The following is a 13,359-nucleotide window of genomic DNA, read 5'->3' on the forward strand; positions in this document are numbered from 1 at the left end:
CGTCGGGGAATCGGTCGTGCAGCCCTCATGTCAATCGGACGTGTGATCCTGCGTGTTCCGCAGTCAGCGTCAGGTCGTCCTCGAGAGAGCGCCAGGTCCGGATGCCGTTCCATCCTCGAAACTCTTCTGCCAGCTCGGCAAGAAAGACGTCGAGGCCGTCACCGTCCCAGGTCCTCACCATGACCTCGATCCGCACCGACTCACCTTGAGCCGTCGCGAGGAAGTCGCGCATCAAGTCATCACGCTCTTCCGGGAAGGAGCGTGACAGCTGGTGGAAGCGCAGGCTGATCGCTCGATAGCGGCCACCTCCGACGCGGACAGCTGGGTTGGTCTCGCCTTCCTCCATCACGAGTGCAGGCTACGGGCACGAGAATCCCTGTGACCAGGGGTTTTGTTCCCCCTGCCGGACACAGGTCTTTGGAGTGAGCACAGCGCGGTTTCCCAGTCAGCCCTAGAGCCGCAGCTCGCGGTACTTGGCGGACAGCAGCGGGCCGAGGTGTTCGACGACTCCGTATCCCGGCTCGTGCTTGTAGGGCAGTTGGTACAGGAATGACGTCACGATCACTTCGATCACGTCGGGCCAGTGTACTTTCCGGCCAGAGCGTCATCGATGGCGCTGACGAGGCACCACCCTTAACCCTCTTCGTGTCCTCGGTGACCCACAACCGCAAGCCACCAAGCCGACCCGGCGTGCAGCAGAGACGCGACCGCGCCCCACTCGTCACACGCAATTGGAAGATTTGGGCCACCGGCTGACCAAGAATGCCCAGCCCCGCCAGAGATCAGAGTGGCCCAGACTTTCCAATTGAGACCCAGCCACCCCGCCCCCACGCTCACGGACGGCTCGCCGCTGTGGGATCTCAAGTTCGGCTGCACAATCTCACCGGCCGTTTCATATCGACTGCACTCGCCGTGCTTCTCGACGAACTTGCCCACCGCGCACGGCACATCGACCTGGCCGGCGAGCCTGGCCGCAGCACCTCCCACCTTGTGTGGGGTTACGCCTCCCTGCCCGTCTCACTCTCCGCGCGCGGATCACGGGTGAGCTATCCTCCGCGCATGCGCGGACAGTTCACCGGCTGGCCGGAGCGGGCCATGGACGTGTTGTGGCAGCTCCAGGGCGAACCGACCCACGCGACCCGCGAGCGCTACCGCGCGGACCGCGAACGCCTGGTCCGGCAGCCGATGGTCGCCCTGCTCAACGAGGTCGCGGACACCGACCCCCGGTACGAGGACTTCTCCGTCTGGCACTACCGCACCGACTCCTGGTGGTGGCAGCACCAGGTCGCGGTGATCCGGCTCGGCCGCAAGATCGAGATCGGTCTTCGGTTCTCCCTGGACGGCCTGCGGATCCAGGGCGCCTGGTGGTACCCCGATCCCGGCCAGGTGGACACGTTCCGCAAAGCCGTGGCCTCCGAGAGGAGCGGCCGCGAACTGTCCGCCATCGTCGAAGACGTACGGAAGAAGGGCTACGACATCTCCGGGGACGTGATGAGACGCCCCCCGCGCGGCTATCCGACGGACCACTCCCGTACGAACCTGCTGCGCCACCGTTCGCTGATCGCCGCCCGTCCCCTCGGCTGCGAGCAGTGGCTGCACACCCCCGAGGCGGTCGACCAGGTCCTCTCGGCCGCCGCCGACCTGGACGCCCTGCTGATGTGGCTGGTCCGCCACGTGAAGCGCGCCGCCTGACATCACGAGGCCCCGGGTCGAGGGCCGTCTGCCCGTCCGGAGCGGTCGTGGCTCGCATATGTATCAGCGGCCGTCAGGCGTATCGGTCGTTGTCGTTGACGGGACGGCGGGAAGCACGGCGGCGGTCGGTGACCTGCCGCCACTGGTCGCCGTAGGTGAAGCCGATCATGTCCTCTCCTGCCATGGCGCCATGGGGGAAGCTGAGTTCGGGGGCGCTGATCTCGTCGAGCCTGCGCAGGGCCTCGCCGTCGAGGGTGACGTCGACGTTGGTGTGCCGACTCTCGACTACGAGACCTTCGACGTGCGCAGCTCCCCCGGGCTGCGATTGATCGTGCACCACGCCCCGACAGACAGCCCCAGCGCGGACGCCCTGAACCTGCTCGGCTCGCTCGTCGCCAGCCGTAACCGCAGCACCAAGTAGACGGGACCGCGCCCGCCACGCAGCCCACCTCATCGCAAACCCACCTCGGCCACCCGAGTCAAGGGTGGAGCGAAGCGGAATCGGCGCAGACTCACGCCTCCCAGCCGGCAACCGCACAGTTCCCCTAGGGACGCCACCCCCCGCCCCGGACCCCACCTTCAGGGTCCCGCCGTCCTCCCGAACGACGCCCGGCGCCGCCCCGTCCGCGTCTGCTGGAGGCATGGACTTCAACAGGCGTACGGCTCTTGCGGCGGGGCTCGGGGTCGTGGTGGCGGGTGTTCCGTCCGCCCAGGCGACTACGGGCGGCGCGATCACGGTGCCGGGTGAGTCCCCGGTGCGCGGCAACATCCCCGTCGCGCGGGACCGGCGTGCCTCCGGCGGGCGCTATCTCGCCCTGCTCACGACCGAGCAACCTCCCTCCGCGGACGGCTGGTTCGCCACGTACCGCCTGAGGGTCCCCGACACCGGCGTCTACGCCCTCACCGCCGTCGCCACCGCCCCCGTCGAGACCCCGCACACCGAGGCCGTCGCCTCATACCTCCGACTCGCCGTCAACAACGGCCCCTTCACCGACATCGCACGCTCACAACCGCACTGGTACGAGTCGAAGCCCGCCTGGGGCGACCTTTCCGTACTCGACCTCGGCCGTGTCGAACTCCGGTGCGGCGACAACACGTTGACCCTCCGCGTCCGCGAACCTGCCGTCCTCGACACCACCACCGCCTACGCTCTCTCCCTCGACCACCTCACCCTCCGCCTCCTCCACCGCCACCCCGCCCTGCACCGGCTCACCGTCCCCCGCCACCGCGACGGCGAGCCCGCCCGCCTGCACCTGGCCCTCGACGGACACGCGAGCCGCCCATACGCCGTCCGCTACACCGTCACCGACTACGACGGCCACCGAGTCGCCGACGGACAGGCCACCGTCCCCGCAGGCCGAACCACCGTGACCGTGGCCCTCCCGCACGACCTCCCACCCGGCCACTACCGCATCCACGCCGACAACATCACCGGCGCCTTCGCCCGCCTCCCCACCCGCCCCGCGCTCACCGGCACCGCCAGCCGCTTCGGCGTCAACATCTGGCACTCCTCCCTGATCCCCCCGTCCCGTCTCGCCGAATTCGCCGCCGCGGTAAGGGACATGGGCGCCGGTTGGGTCCGCGACGGACAGTCCTGGCCCGTCGCCGAGCACGCCCCCGGCGCGTACGACACCGCGCACCACGACCGCGCCATCCGCACCCTGCGCGCCCACGACCTCGCCGCCCTCGACGTCCTCTCCCCCGCCCCCGAGTGGGCGATGACCGACGCCTCACTGCCGCTGCCCGCCGACCTGCGGCACGCCTACCGCTACGCCCGCCGCCTCGCCCAAGCCGCCCCGGATGCGCTCCAGCTCTCCAACGAACCCGACGTCGACACCACCCGCAGCACCGGCGACGCCCACGCCGCGTTCGTCAAGGCGGCCGCGCTCGGCGTCAAGGACGCGTCCGCCGCTCCGCCGCTCGTCGTCCTGCCGGGTATCGCGCAGGCGGGCCCCTTCCAGGACCTGATGCTGGCGAACGACGTCGTCCGGTACGCCGACGTCTGGGCCTTCCACGGTTACCCCGACCCCACGGCGCCGGGCGAGCCGCAGTTCCCCGGCGCGGCGGACGAACAGCACGCGCTCGCCCGGCGGCACGGGGCGGACGTACCGCTGTGGATGACGGAGTGCGGGGCGTTCCAGAAGACACCCCGCGATCTGACGCCCGCGCAGGAGGCCGTACAGGCGCGGTATCTGGTGAAGTCCATGGTGGAGGGGCTGGCCGCGGGGAACGCCAAGCAGTTCTGGTTCGCCGGGCCGCCGCTGCACGACGACGGCGTGTACTTCGGGCTTTTCGACCGGGAGTTCGCGCCGCTGCCCGCGTACAGCGCCTTCGCCGCGCTGACTTCGTTGCTGGGGGCGGCACGGTTCGTGCGGGCCGGGCAACTGGCCGATGACGTCAGCGTGTTCGTCTTCGACAGCGGGCGTGGGGAGCTGGTGACGGTCGCGTGGTCCGCGAGGCGGGGCATGCGGCTCGATCTGCCGGGCGTGGCGTACGACATCATGGGGCGCCGGATCTCCGGGAGCGTGACCGCCTCGCCCGATCCCGTCTACGTCGTCTCGCGTGCCGATTCCGGATCTTGTGGCGCGTCTCCGGGGCGCCGTCTCCCCTCCCCTGCCGAGCACATCGTCCTCAGCCAGCGCTACTCCGCCCGCAACGCCGCCGCCGGCAAGGACAACGGGGACGCGCCACCGCCGTACGGATACCGCCTGAGTCGCCGTACGCGCATGGTCGTCGACGTCTACAACTTCGGTGCGGCGGCGCGATGGGTGACGGTCGCGGGGCGTGGGGGTGGTGGGTGGTCGGTGCGGGCGGAGGGTGGCTCGGGCCGGGTGCGGGTGCCGGGCGGGGGGAGGGTCGCGGTTCGCTTCACTCTCGTCGCGGGGAGTTCGGTGCGGCGGCGCGTCGATCACCGGGTGACCTTCCGTGCGCGGCTCGGCGACGGCTCCGAAGTGCCCGTTTCCGTAGCGCTCGTTCACCTCAAGTAATCGTGAAAGGTCTGAGTTAACGCGGGTAACAGCCCAGGTCAGCGCAGCAAGCGCGTACCGACCGATCAGTTTGGTGAAAACCTCGACCGTCCGGGCTACCAGCGAGTAGCGTGCGCACTCCGCTCGCCCCCACCTCCCTGCGGTCCGTCACCCAGCGGACCCGAGCCACGCAAGGAGCACCGGGATGTCCTACGACCCGTACACCTACCCCTGGGCGCCACCAGCCCCGCCCGAACCGCCCGCCGCCCGACGGGTGCCGGACCGGGCGCTGTTGGGGCACCACCGGGATCTGCGGATCCTGCGCACCGCCTACCGCTGGCAGCGGCGGGTGGCGACGCTCACCGCGCTGGGCTACTTCACGCTGTTCCTGATCCTGTCGGCGTTCGCGCCGGGGTTCATGACGAGCAACGTCACCGACGGACTGCCCGCCGGACTGCTGCTCGCGCTGCTTCAACTGCCGGTCACCTGGCTGGCGATCGCGCTGTACGAGTACACGGCCCGCCGCCATGTCGACCCGCTCGCCGACCGCATCCGCAAGGAGGCCGCGCTGGACGCCAAGCGGGAAGGGCGGGAAGGGCGGGAAGGGAGGGACGGGAGGGAGGAGGCGCGATGACTACCGGCTTCGGCAACAGCTCCATGTCGCTCGTGGCGTTCTCCACCGTGGTGACCATCACGCTGCTGCTGTGTGTGATGACCGGGCCCGACCGGGACGACCTCGACGAGTTCTACACCGGCTACAACTCCCTGTCCTCCATGCGCAACGGGCTGGCGATCGCCGGGGACTACGTCTCCGCGGCGACCGTGCTGGGCACCGGCGGGGTGATCGCGCTGTACGGCTACGACGGCATCGTGCTGGCGCTGAGCACCGCGCTGTCGCTGATGCTGCTGATGTTCCTGCTGGCCGAACCGCTGCGCAACGCGGGCCGGTTCACCATGGGGGACGCGCTGGCCCGCCGTATGCCGGGGCGGTCCGTGCGCATCACGGCGTGCGCGGTGACCATCGCCGCGCTGCTGCCGCTGATGCTGGTGCAACTGGCGGGGACCGGGCAGTTGATGGCGTACATCCTGGGGTTCTCGGGGTCGTCCCTGAAGACGGGCTGCATCGTCGGGCTGGGTGCGCTGATGATCAGTTACGCGGCGATCGGCGGGATGAAGGGCACCGCTCTCATCCAGATCCTGAAGATCGTGATGCTGCTCGGTTCGGGCGCCGTGGTCGCCGTACTGGTGCTGAACCGGTTCGACTGGGACGCGGGCGCGCTGTTCGACGCGGCGGCGGCGCAGAGCGGGGCGGGATCGGCGTTCCTGGAGTCGGGTCTGCAGTTCTCCGGCGGGTTGCATCCCCGACTGGACATGATGACCTCGCAGTTCGCGGTGGTGCTGGGCGGGGCGTGTCTGCCGCACGTCACGATGCGTATGTACACCGCGTCCAGCGCGCGTCAGGTGCGGCGCTCGATGTCCTGGGCGGTGTCGTCGGTGGTGCTGTTCGTGCTGGTCATCACGGTCGTCGGGTTCGGTGCGACCGCGCTGATCGGGCGCGAGGCGATCGTGCAGGCCGATCCGCAGGGCAACTCGGCGTATCTGCTGGGCTCGCGGGCGGTGTTCGGGGCGGACATGTCCACGGTGGAGACCTTCCTGTTCACGGCGGTCACCACGGCGATCTTCCTCACCGTGCTCGCCTCCGTCGCCGGCATGATCCTCGCCTGCGCCAACTCCCTGGCCCACGACGTCTTCGCGGCCCGCGTCCAGGAACTGTCGCCACGCCGCGAGATGCTGCTGGCCCGCCTCTCCGCGCTGGCGGTCGGCGTCCCCGCGATCCTGCTCGCCACGCTGGTCCAGCACCGCAGCCTGCAACCCCTGGTGACCCTGTCCTTCTGCCTCTCCGCCTCCGCCATCGCCCCCGCCCTCGTCTACGGCCTCTTCTGGCGCCGGTACACGCGGGCCGGTCTGCTGGCGACGCTGATCGGCGGCTCGGTGGTCGTGCTGCTGCTGATGCCGGGCACCAATCTGGTCTCCGGGTCACCGTTCTCCGCCTTCCCGGAGGCCGACTTCAACTGGTTCCCGTTCACCACCACCGGCCTGGTGTCCATCCCGGCGGGCTTCGCCTTCGGATGGCTGGGGACGATGATCTCCGGGCGGCGGAAGGCGGAGGAGCAGCGGCGGCAGTACGAGGCGGTGGAGGGGTCGATCCTGGCGGGGGCGGTGCGCAGGGGCGAGTGAGAGCAGGGGATCAGCACTGCTCTCACTCCGCCGTCGCGCGGGCCTTCAGCGCGGTCAGGCTGCTGCGTACGCGGTCGATGTGGGCGCGGACCTGGTCCCAGCGCTCCCCGTGCTCACGCAGCACGCGCTCGGTCTCGCGGGCGATCTGTTCCCGGCGCGACCGCGCCTCGGCCAGCACCTCGGCCGCCCGCGCGTCCGCCTCTTCCTGGAGCCGTCCCACGGAGCCCTCGGCGTCGGCGTAGGCCTGCTTGGCGTCGGCGAGCGCGGCCTCCGCACGCGCGACCCGTTCGGCGCACTCCGCGTCCAGCGCGGCGATGCGTTCGTCCTCCTCGCGCTCCGCCTCCGCCCACCGCTGGGCGTGCTCCTTCGCCTGGTCGGCCAGCATCGCGGAGACGCGCTGCCGCATCTCCCGCAGCGCGGCGAGGGACTCGGTACGGCTGTCCTTCACCTCGCGCCGGGCCGCGATACGGATCTCGTCGGCCTCGGCGCGCGCGACGACAAGGGCCTGCCGGGCGAGTTCCAGGGCATCGGCGCGTACGACGTCCGCGTCCGCCTGCGCCGCGGCCTGGGCGCTCGTCGCGTACACGTGCGCCTCTTTCGCACAGCGCTGCGCCTCCTGCCGCGCGGCCTCCCGTACGGCGGCGGCCTCCTCCTCCACGAGCTGGAACAAACGCTGCGCGGGCTCCCCGAGCGCCTCGTACGTCTGCGGGACGAGCTGCGCCACGGTCTCGCGCAGCCGTACGACCTCCGCCTCCATCTCCTTGGCGAGCACGGTGAGACGCGCCGCGCGCTCCCAGGCGGCGTCCCGGTCCTGGGAGAGCGCTTCGACATACGCGTCGGCCTCTGCGGGACGGTAGCCGCGCCCCCGTACGGCCACGAAGCCATGTGGCGACACCGCTGCGCTGCTCATCCTGGGGCTCCTCTCCATCAGACGTGACGTCATCAGGCGTGACGTCATCAGACGTGGCATCAAATACAACTGATTTTGCGCACATCCTGATGGATCAGACGGAAGTGTTCATAACGCGACACTCCGCGCAGAGGTCACGGCTGCCGGACAGAGCGCGGGGGCCGGTGGTGACCGGCCCCCGCGGAGGATCTTCGTACGACGTCAGCCGCGCGTCAGAGCAACCCGTCCCACATCTGCTCCAGCAGCACCGACCACCAGCTCTCCGGCGAACCCAGCGCCGCCGGGTCGAGCGAGGCCAGCTGTGCCTGGAAGTCGACCGTCCAGCGGCCCGCCTGCTCCTGGTTCAGTCCGAACCGCAGCCGCCACATCCGGCCGAGCAGCGCCAGGCAGCGCTGGAACTCGGGCAGCCCCGTGTTCACGAACTGCGGCGGTACGGACGCACCGCCCGGCCCCGCCTCCACGGGGACGGCGACGATGTTCGCCGTCCCGTACTGCACGCAGATCGCCTTGCCGAAGTCGCTGCCCATGACGAGGTACGAGCCCGCGTCCGGCGCCGGCTGCACCCCGCGCTCGGCCGCCAGCTCCGCCAGTGTCGGCACCGGCCGCCCCGGCTGGGCCTGCGCCCAGAAGAACGGGCCCATGTCCATCGGCAGCCCCGCCATCACCAGCGAGTGCGCCACGACCGGCGGCACGCCCTGCCGGGACACCGCGGCCTCCTCGAACCGGAAGATCCCCGGCCCGAACGCACCCGCCAGCTCCTGCGCGATCCCCTCCGGGGGAATCGGCGGCGCCGACTGCACCTGCGGAAGCGGCGCCCGTACGGGGGCGGGGCGCGCGGGTCCGTCGGCGACCTGGTGCAACTCGCCCTGGTGAACGAGGAGTTGCCGCATGCCTTGCTGCCGGCTCGCGTGATCCGTGCCGTAGGGCGCGATGCTCGTGATCCGCGCCTGCGGCCACTGTTCCCGGATCATCCGCGCACAGTACGCGCCCGGCAGCTCACACGACTCCAGCTCCGTGTGCAGCTCCAGCACCTTGTCCGGCGGGATGTTCATCGCCCGCAGCTCATGGAAGATCTGCCACTCCGGGTGCGGCGTCCCCGGCGCCGAACGCCGGATCAGCTGCTGCTCGGAACCGTCCTGCGCGCGGTAGCGAAGCACGGCTTGGTAGCCGGGGCCGACGGTGGGCTGGGCGGTGGGGGGTTGGGGGTAGCCGTAGGCCGGGGGTTGGCCGGGGGGCGGGGACTGGGCTGAGGCGGGGTGTCCTGGTGCGGATTGGCCGGGCATGGGGTGTCCGGGCATGGAGTGTGCGGGCGCGGCGTGGCCGGGCGCCGCGTGGCCGGGCATGGGCTGCCCCGGACCGGGGTGCGTGGGGGGCGGCACAGGGCCGGGGGGCATGGCGCCGGGGGGTACCTGGCCTGGAGGGACCTGGCCCGGAGGCACTGCACCAGGAGGCGCCTGACCCGCGCCGGGTGCCATGCCGGGGGCGGGCGGGACGCCGGGGGCGCCGGGGGCGGGCGGTGCGCCCGGGGCCTGCGGCGGTGGCGGAGGCGGGCCGGGGGCGCCCGCCGGGGGCGCGGACAGCACGGTCTCCGCGTGGTGTACGGCACCCTGGCCCCCGGAAGAGCCTGGCATGCCCGGGGCACCCGGAGGCTGCGGAGCGCCCGGCGCACCCGGCCCCATCCGGCCGGGGTCGGAAAGCACCGTGGCGGCATGGTGAACGCCGCCCGGAGGAGTACCGCCGGGAGCACCCGGCGTTCCCGGCGCACCGGGCGGATTGGGGGCGCCCGGCGGATTCGGCGCGCCCGGCGTCTGCGGGCCACCACCCGCGCCGGCCGGTCCCTCGGAACCGTCGGGGCCGAGCGCCGACACAAGCTGGGTCGGCACATAGCCGCCCGCCGGCGTACCCGGCGCACCGGGCCCGGACGGCGGGGGATGCGGAGTTCCCCCGCCCGCGCACCAGGCGCACCCGGCGGAGGAGGCGGCGGCACCGCCCCGCCCCGCGCCGCCCTCGGCGGACCCGCCTTGCTCGTCGCCGCATCGGCGATGTCCCCGGCGTTCGGCGCGAGCGGCCGCCCCGGCGCACCCGGAGACGGCATACCGGCATCAGCACCACCCGGGCCCTGGGGATACCCGTACGACGGCGCACCCGCTCCACCCGGACCCTGCGGATAGCCGTACGACGGCGCAGGCGGCGGCATGCTCCCCTGCGGCGCACCCGGCGCACCGGGGTCATCGATCGCCGGCTCCTGCGCCGTCGGCGGAAGCCGGCTGCCCCCCGACATCAACGCCGTCTTGGCGTCCGGTGGCGCAGGCGGCGAAGTCTCGTCGTCGGCCCCGCTCAGCGGCGGCGCGAACACGGTCTCGGGCAGCGGCACCGAACGGTCGTCCCCCGCATCCGCGTTGGTGTCCGTCCCGGCCCACGGAGTCGCCCCAGCAGGCACACCGGGACCACTGGACGCCCCCGCACGCACCCCCGCGCCCCCACCGGCCTCCGACGCACCGACTCCGGCACCAGCACCATCCGAGGCACCACCAGCCGCAGACGCGGCCGGTGCCTGATCCGCACCCGCACCGGACCCCGCAGCTCCCGAACCCGACGCCCCAGCAGAGGCACCCCGCCGATCCGCGATCCCCAACTGATCCGCCGCCTCCTGCAACCACTCCGGCGGCGTCAGCAAGAACGACGTCTGGTTCAGATCCACCCGCGCCGGAGCGGCCGGCGCCGGTGCCGGCTCGGCGGCGCCGTCCGGGCCGCCGTACTCCTCCTCGTACCGGCGAATCACCTCACCCACCGGCAGCGACGGCCACAGCGTGGCCTCACCGCTGTCCCGGGCGATCACCAGCCGCTGCGTGCCGCCGTCCGAACGCGGCCCATCCGGGCGGTCCTCCGCCCACACCACGAACCCGAGCTCGAACTCCCGCACCCGCACCTCACGATGCTGGTACGACGGCACATCACCGTTGATCCACTCTTCCGCGCGCTCCTGCGCCTGTGCGAACGTCACCATCGGTCAGCTCACTCCCCGGACACCGGAACGGACCGCGCGAACCCGCCGTCCACCATCAGATTCGCCACCGTCACCAGCTCCGGCGGCGACCCCGCCAGCCGCGACAGGAACGCGTCGAAGTCCTCCCCGCACGGCAGCAGCAACCGCTCCACCCGCTCCGCGGGCGCCCACGAGGGATCGACGTCGCGCGCATCGTCGTACGAGCAGAACCACACGGAACCGATCCGCTCGCCCTTCACCTTCACGGCCAGCAAACCGCCCTGCACAAACCCGACGCCCAGGTAATCCTTGGTCAGGTGGTCGCGCAGGCACTTGTTGACGTAGACCAGGTCATTGACGGCCGCCTCGTCCCGCACCGTGAAGAACGGCTGGTCGATCAGCAGGCCCAACTCCGCGTCCAGCGCGGTCCCCACCGGCGCACACCCACCGGCCGCCTTCAGGAACGACCGATACGCACCCGGCAGCCGGTACCCGAGATCCTCCTCGACGCCCAGCACCTGCGTCTCCGTCACCGCCAACGCCGACTTCGGCAGACCGAAATGCGCCGGACGCGTCTCCTGCAACGGCCGCGTGCCCCGCTTGTGCTGATCCACCGCCGCCGTCGCCACACCACCGTGATGCCGCAGCAACGCCTTCACCTCGACCGGAACCAGCTCCAGCCGCCGCGACCCGACCACGTGATGCCACGTCCACCCGTGCGGCGTCGCCACCGCCGCAATCGTGTCCCACAACTCGTGCCCCGACGCCGCCAACGCCGCGTTCGCCGACACATAGTCCGTCAACCGCAACTCATCGACGCCGAAGCCCTCCGGCGGATCGGCGATCTCCGCAGCCGCACGCGCATACGGCGAGAAGTCGGGGTAGCCGCGCTCGTCCACCCGTACCCCTCTGGGGTGACGGGCCGCCCGGACCGGGTCCGGGAAATGCACGACCTGCCCGGCATAGGCCGCGTTCGGCGGCGCGGCTTGCTGCCCGAGCCGACCTGTCGTCATGGCGGTTGCCCCCTGCGGCACTCTGTACGACCCCGCGACGGACACCTTCGACCCGCCACGGCCCGTATTCGACTGTCTCCAACGCGTTGACCGCGCGCATCGCGGTGCCGACAGCCTATGCGGTACGACCAACCCGGTCACCGGCACCGGGTCACCGCCGCTCCGCTTCCGTGACCAGCCGTCACCCCCTCGTGACAGCGTGCCCAAACCCGGGCGTGTCGCAGCGCCCCAGCTTCCGCACCAGCCACGCCATTTGGCACTCTGTGTGATCCGGGGGGATGCACGGGAGGGGATGACGATCATGAACGCGACGCAAACGGGACCATACCCAGGGCCTCACACGGGCGCGAGCGGTGACCCCAGAATCGGCTGGAGCAGCACCGAAACCCGCCACGTCCCCGCCCTCCACCACCGCCGCGACGGCATACTCCCCACCGTCGCCGCCGCCCTCTCCGTCCGCGGCGCCACCCTCACCGGCACCGCCGCCCGCGGCGACCAGGCCCCCGCGCTGCACCCACTCGTCCAGGACTTCCTCGACACCCTCACCAGCGCCCAACGCGACCGCTTCACCGGCCGCTGCGCCGAGACCATCCTCATCTCCCGGCACATCGCCACCGCCGACGCCGCCCGCAGCAAACGCGCCGCACGAAAACCCATGACCAACGGCGAAGCCCGCAGAGCCCTCAAGCAGGCGAAACTCACCGCTCGCCGCATCCGCGAGGACGGCGACCCCCTGCACGGCAGCTTCGCCGCACCCTGCCGCGCCTGCACCGCCCTCAGCGCCCACTTCGGCGTCCGCATCGTCGACCCCACGGCGACCGACGACTGACTCCCGTCCCCAACACCCGCGAATCTGAGGGCAGATGCACGCCGACCGCTCCTCCACCATCCGCTTCCCCGTCCCCGTCGACGCCGCCCTGCGCGCCGCCGGCTGGCAGCCCGGACGCTGGGACATCAAGCAGGCCGAGTACTGGGCCGACGCACTCCGCGACCACACCTCACCCGCGGGCCACCGCCACGCCGTCTTCCCCGCCGCCGTAGAAGCCTGGGCCGAATTCGGGGGACTGCACATCACCCCCGGCGCCCCCGGCCGCCAGATCGCCCCCGCGAGCCTCCACGTCGACCCGCTGTACGGCCTCCACATGGCCCGCACCCTCGGCGACCTCGGCCGCGCCCTCGACACCGACGTCAGCCCTCTCGGCGCCGAAACCGACACCCAGTCCATCCTCGCCATCGACACCGAAGGCCGCGTCTACGCCCTCGACCACACCGGCGACTGGTACCTCGGCCCCGACGTCGACCAGGCCCTCGCCGCCCTCCTCGCAGGCATAACCCCCGTACGGCTCACCGCGGGCTGAGGCAACCGGGCATCACGGCGACCGGCCATCACCCGCGAACCGGACATCACCACGAACCGCCACCACCGCGAACCGAACACCACCGCGAAACCGGCCACCACCACGACCCGGGCACCACCGCGCCCCGGGCACCACCACGACCCGGACATCACCGCGAAACCGGCCACCACCACGACCCGGACATCACCGCGAACCA

General features: G+C 71.6%; 11 protein-coding genes and 1 pseudogene. 7 read left to right on the top strand and 5 right to left on the bottom strand.

Going from position 1 to position 13,359, the window contains the following annotated elements:
* Positions 1 to 25: 25 nt before the first annotated feature.
* On the bottom strand, positions 26 to 346 hold the full coding sequence (locus tag QQY66_RS19580; protein WP_301987413.1) for a DUF6228 family protein: 321 nt from the start codon (positions 344 to 346) through the stop codon (positions 26 to 28).
* Positions 347 to 451: 105 nt separating this feature from the next.
* Positions 452 to 574, bottom strand: a complete 123-nt coding sequence (locus tag QQY66_RS19585) for a hypothetical protein (RefSeq protein WP_301981637.1) — start codon at positions 572 to 574, stop codon at positions 452 to 454.
* Between the two features lie 485 nt (positions 575 to 1,059).
* Here QQY66_RS19585 and QQY66_RS19590 point away from each other — a divergent pair, with 485 nt between their 5' ends.
* The 5 genes from QQY66_RS19590 (at position 1,060) to QQY66_RS19610 (ending at position 6,896) form a co-directional block, all read left to right on the top strand.
* On the top strand, positions 1,060 to 1,692 hold the full coding sequence (locus QQY66_RS19590; RefSeq protein WP_301981638.1) for a DUF2461 family protein: 633 nt from the start codon (positions 1,060 to 1,062) through the stop codon (positions 1,690 to 1,692).
* Positions 1,693 to 1,882: 190 nt separating this feature from the next.
* Positions 1,883 to 2,113 carry a hypothetical protein gene (locus QQY66_RS19595; RefSeq protein WP_301981639.1) on the top strand — a complete coding sequence of 77 codons (231 nt, stop codon included), beginning with the start codon at positions 1,883 to 1,885 and terminating at the stop codon, positions 2,111 to 2,113.
* Between the two features lie 220 nt (positions 2,114 to 2,333).
* Positions 2,334 to 4,679 (top strand): hypothetical protein, encoded by a 2,346-nt coding sequence (locus QQY66_RS19600; RefSeq protein WP_301981640.1) that lies wholly within the window; start codon positions 2,334 to 2,336, stop codon positions 4,677 to 4,679.
* Positions 4,680 to 4,863: 184 nt separating this feature from the next.
* The gene (locus tag QQY66_RS19605; RefSeq protein ID WP_301981641.1) at positions 4,864 to 5,292 is read left to right on the top strand and encodes a DUF485 domain-containing protein; all 429 of its coding nucleotides are present in this window, start codon (positions 4,864 to 4,866) and stop codon (positions 5,290 to 5,292) included.
* Entirely contained in the window at positions 5,289 to 6,896 is a 1,608-nt protein-coding gene (locus QQY66_RS19610; protein ID WP_301981642.1) for a cation acetate symporter, read from the top strand. Before QQY66_RS19605 ends, QQY66_RS19610 begins: the two co-directional genes overlap by 4 nt.
* 22 nt (positions 6,897 to 6,918) lie before the next feature.
* On the opposite strand, the gene QQY66_RS19615 is transcribed toward QQY66_RS19610, so the two are convergent.
* From QQY66_RS19615 to QQY66_RS19625, 3 genes and pseudogenes are all read right to left on the bottom strand, one after another.
* The gene (locus QQY66_RS19615) at positions 6,919 to 7,806 is read right to left on the bottom strand and encodes a cellulose-binding protein (protein WP_301981643.1); all 888 of its coding nucleotides are present in this window, start codon (positions 7,804 to 7,806) and stop codon (positions 6,919 to 6,921) included.
* 212 nt (positions 7,807 to 8,018) lie between these two features.
* Positions 8,019 to 10,813: pseudogene (locus tag QQY66_RS19620) on the bottom strand (SUKH-4 family immunity protein).
* Between the two features lie 8 nt (positions 10,814 to 10,821).
* Entirely contained in the window at positions 10,822 to 11,805 is a 984-nt protein-coding gene (locus QQY66_RS19625) for an SMI1/KNR4 family protein (protein WP_301981644.1), read from the bottom strand.
* Positions 11,806 to 12,097: 292 nt separating this feature from the next.
* Here QQY66_RS19625 and QQY66_RS19630 point away from each other — a divergent pair, with 292 nt between their 5' ends.
* Together QQY66_RS19630 and QQY66_RS19635 are read left to right on the top strand one after the other, a co-directional pair.
* On the top strand, positions 12,098 to 12,634 hold the full coding sequence (locus tag QQY66_RS19630) for a YwqJ-related putative deaminase (protein WP_301981645.1): 537 nt from the start codon (positions 12,098 to 12,100) through the stop codon (positions 12,632 to 12,634).
* 34 nt (positions 12,635 to 12,668) lie between these two features.
* Positions 12,669 to 13,163 (top strand): SUKH-3 domain-containing protein, encoded by a 495-nt coding sequence (locus QQY66_RS19635; RefSeq protein WP_301981646.1) that lies wholly within the window; start codon positions 12,669 to 12,671, stop codon positions 13,161 to 13,163.
* The last annotated feature ends 196 nt before the right edge of the window (positions 13,164 to 13,359 follow it).

It is taken from the genome of Streptomyces sp. DG2A-72 (assembly GCF_030499575.1).
GTDB lineage: Bacteria > Actinomycetota > Actinomycetes > Streptomycetales > Streptomycetaceae > Streptomyces.

Coding starts and splice junctions, on each gene's coding strand:
- QQY66_RS19580 (WP_301987413.1), bottom strand. CDS start 346: ATGGAGGAAGGCGAGACCAACCCAGCTGTCCGCGTCGGAGGTGGCCGC.
- QQY66_RS19590 (WP_301981638.1), top strand. CDS start 1,060: ATGCGCGGACAGTTCACCGGCTGGCCGGAGCGGGCCATGGACGTGTTG.
- QQY66_RS19595 (WP_301981639.1), top strand. CDS start 1,883: ATGGGGGAAGCTGAGTTCGGGGGCGCTGATCTCGTCGAGCCTGCGCAG.
- QQY66_RS19600 (WP_301981640.1), top strand. CDS start 2,334: ATGGACTTCAACAGGCGTACGGCTCTTGCGGCGGGGCTCGGGGTCGTG.
- QQY66_RS19605 (WP_301981641.1), top strand. CDS start 4,864: ATGTCCTACGACCCGTACACCTACCCCTGGGCGCCACCAGCCCCGCCC.
- QQY66_RS19610 (WP_301981642.1), top strand. CDS start 5,289: ATGACTACCGGCTTCGGCAACAGCTCCATGTCGCTCGTGGCGTTCTCC.
- QQY66_RS19615 (WP_301981643.1), bottom strand. CDS start 7,806: ATGAGCAGCGCAGCGGTGTCGCCACATGGCTTCGTGGCCGTACGGGGG.
- QQY66_RS19625 (WP_301981644.1), bottom strand. CDS start 11,805: ATGACGACAGGTCGGCTCGGGCAGCAAGCCGCGCCGCCGAACGCGGCC.
- QQY66_RS19630 (WP_301981645.1), top strand. CDS start 12,098: ATGACGATCATGAACGCGACGCAAACGGGACCATACCCAGGGCCTCAC.
- QQY66_RS19635 (WP_301981646.1), top strand. CDS start 12,669: ATGCACGCCGACCGCTCCTCCACCATCCGCTTCCCCGTCCCCGTCGAC.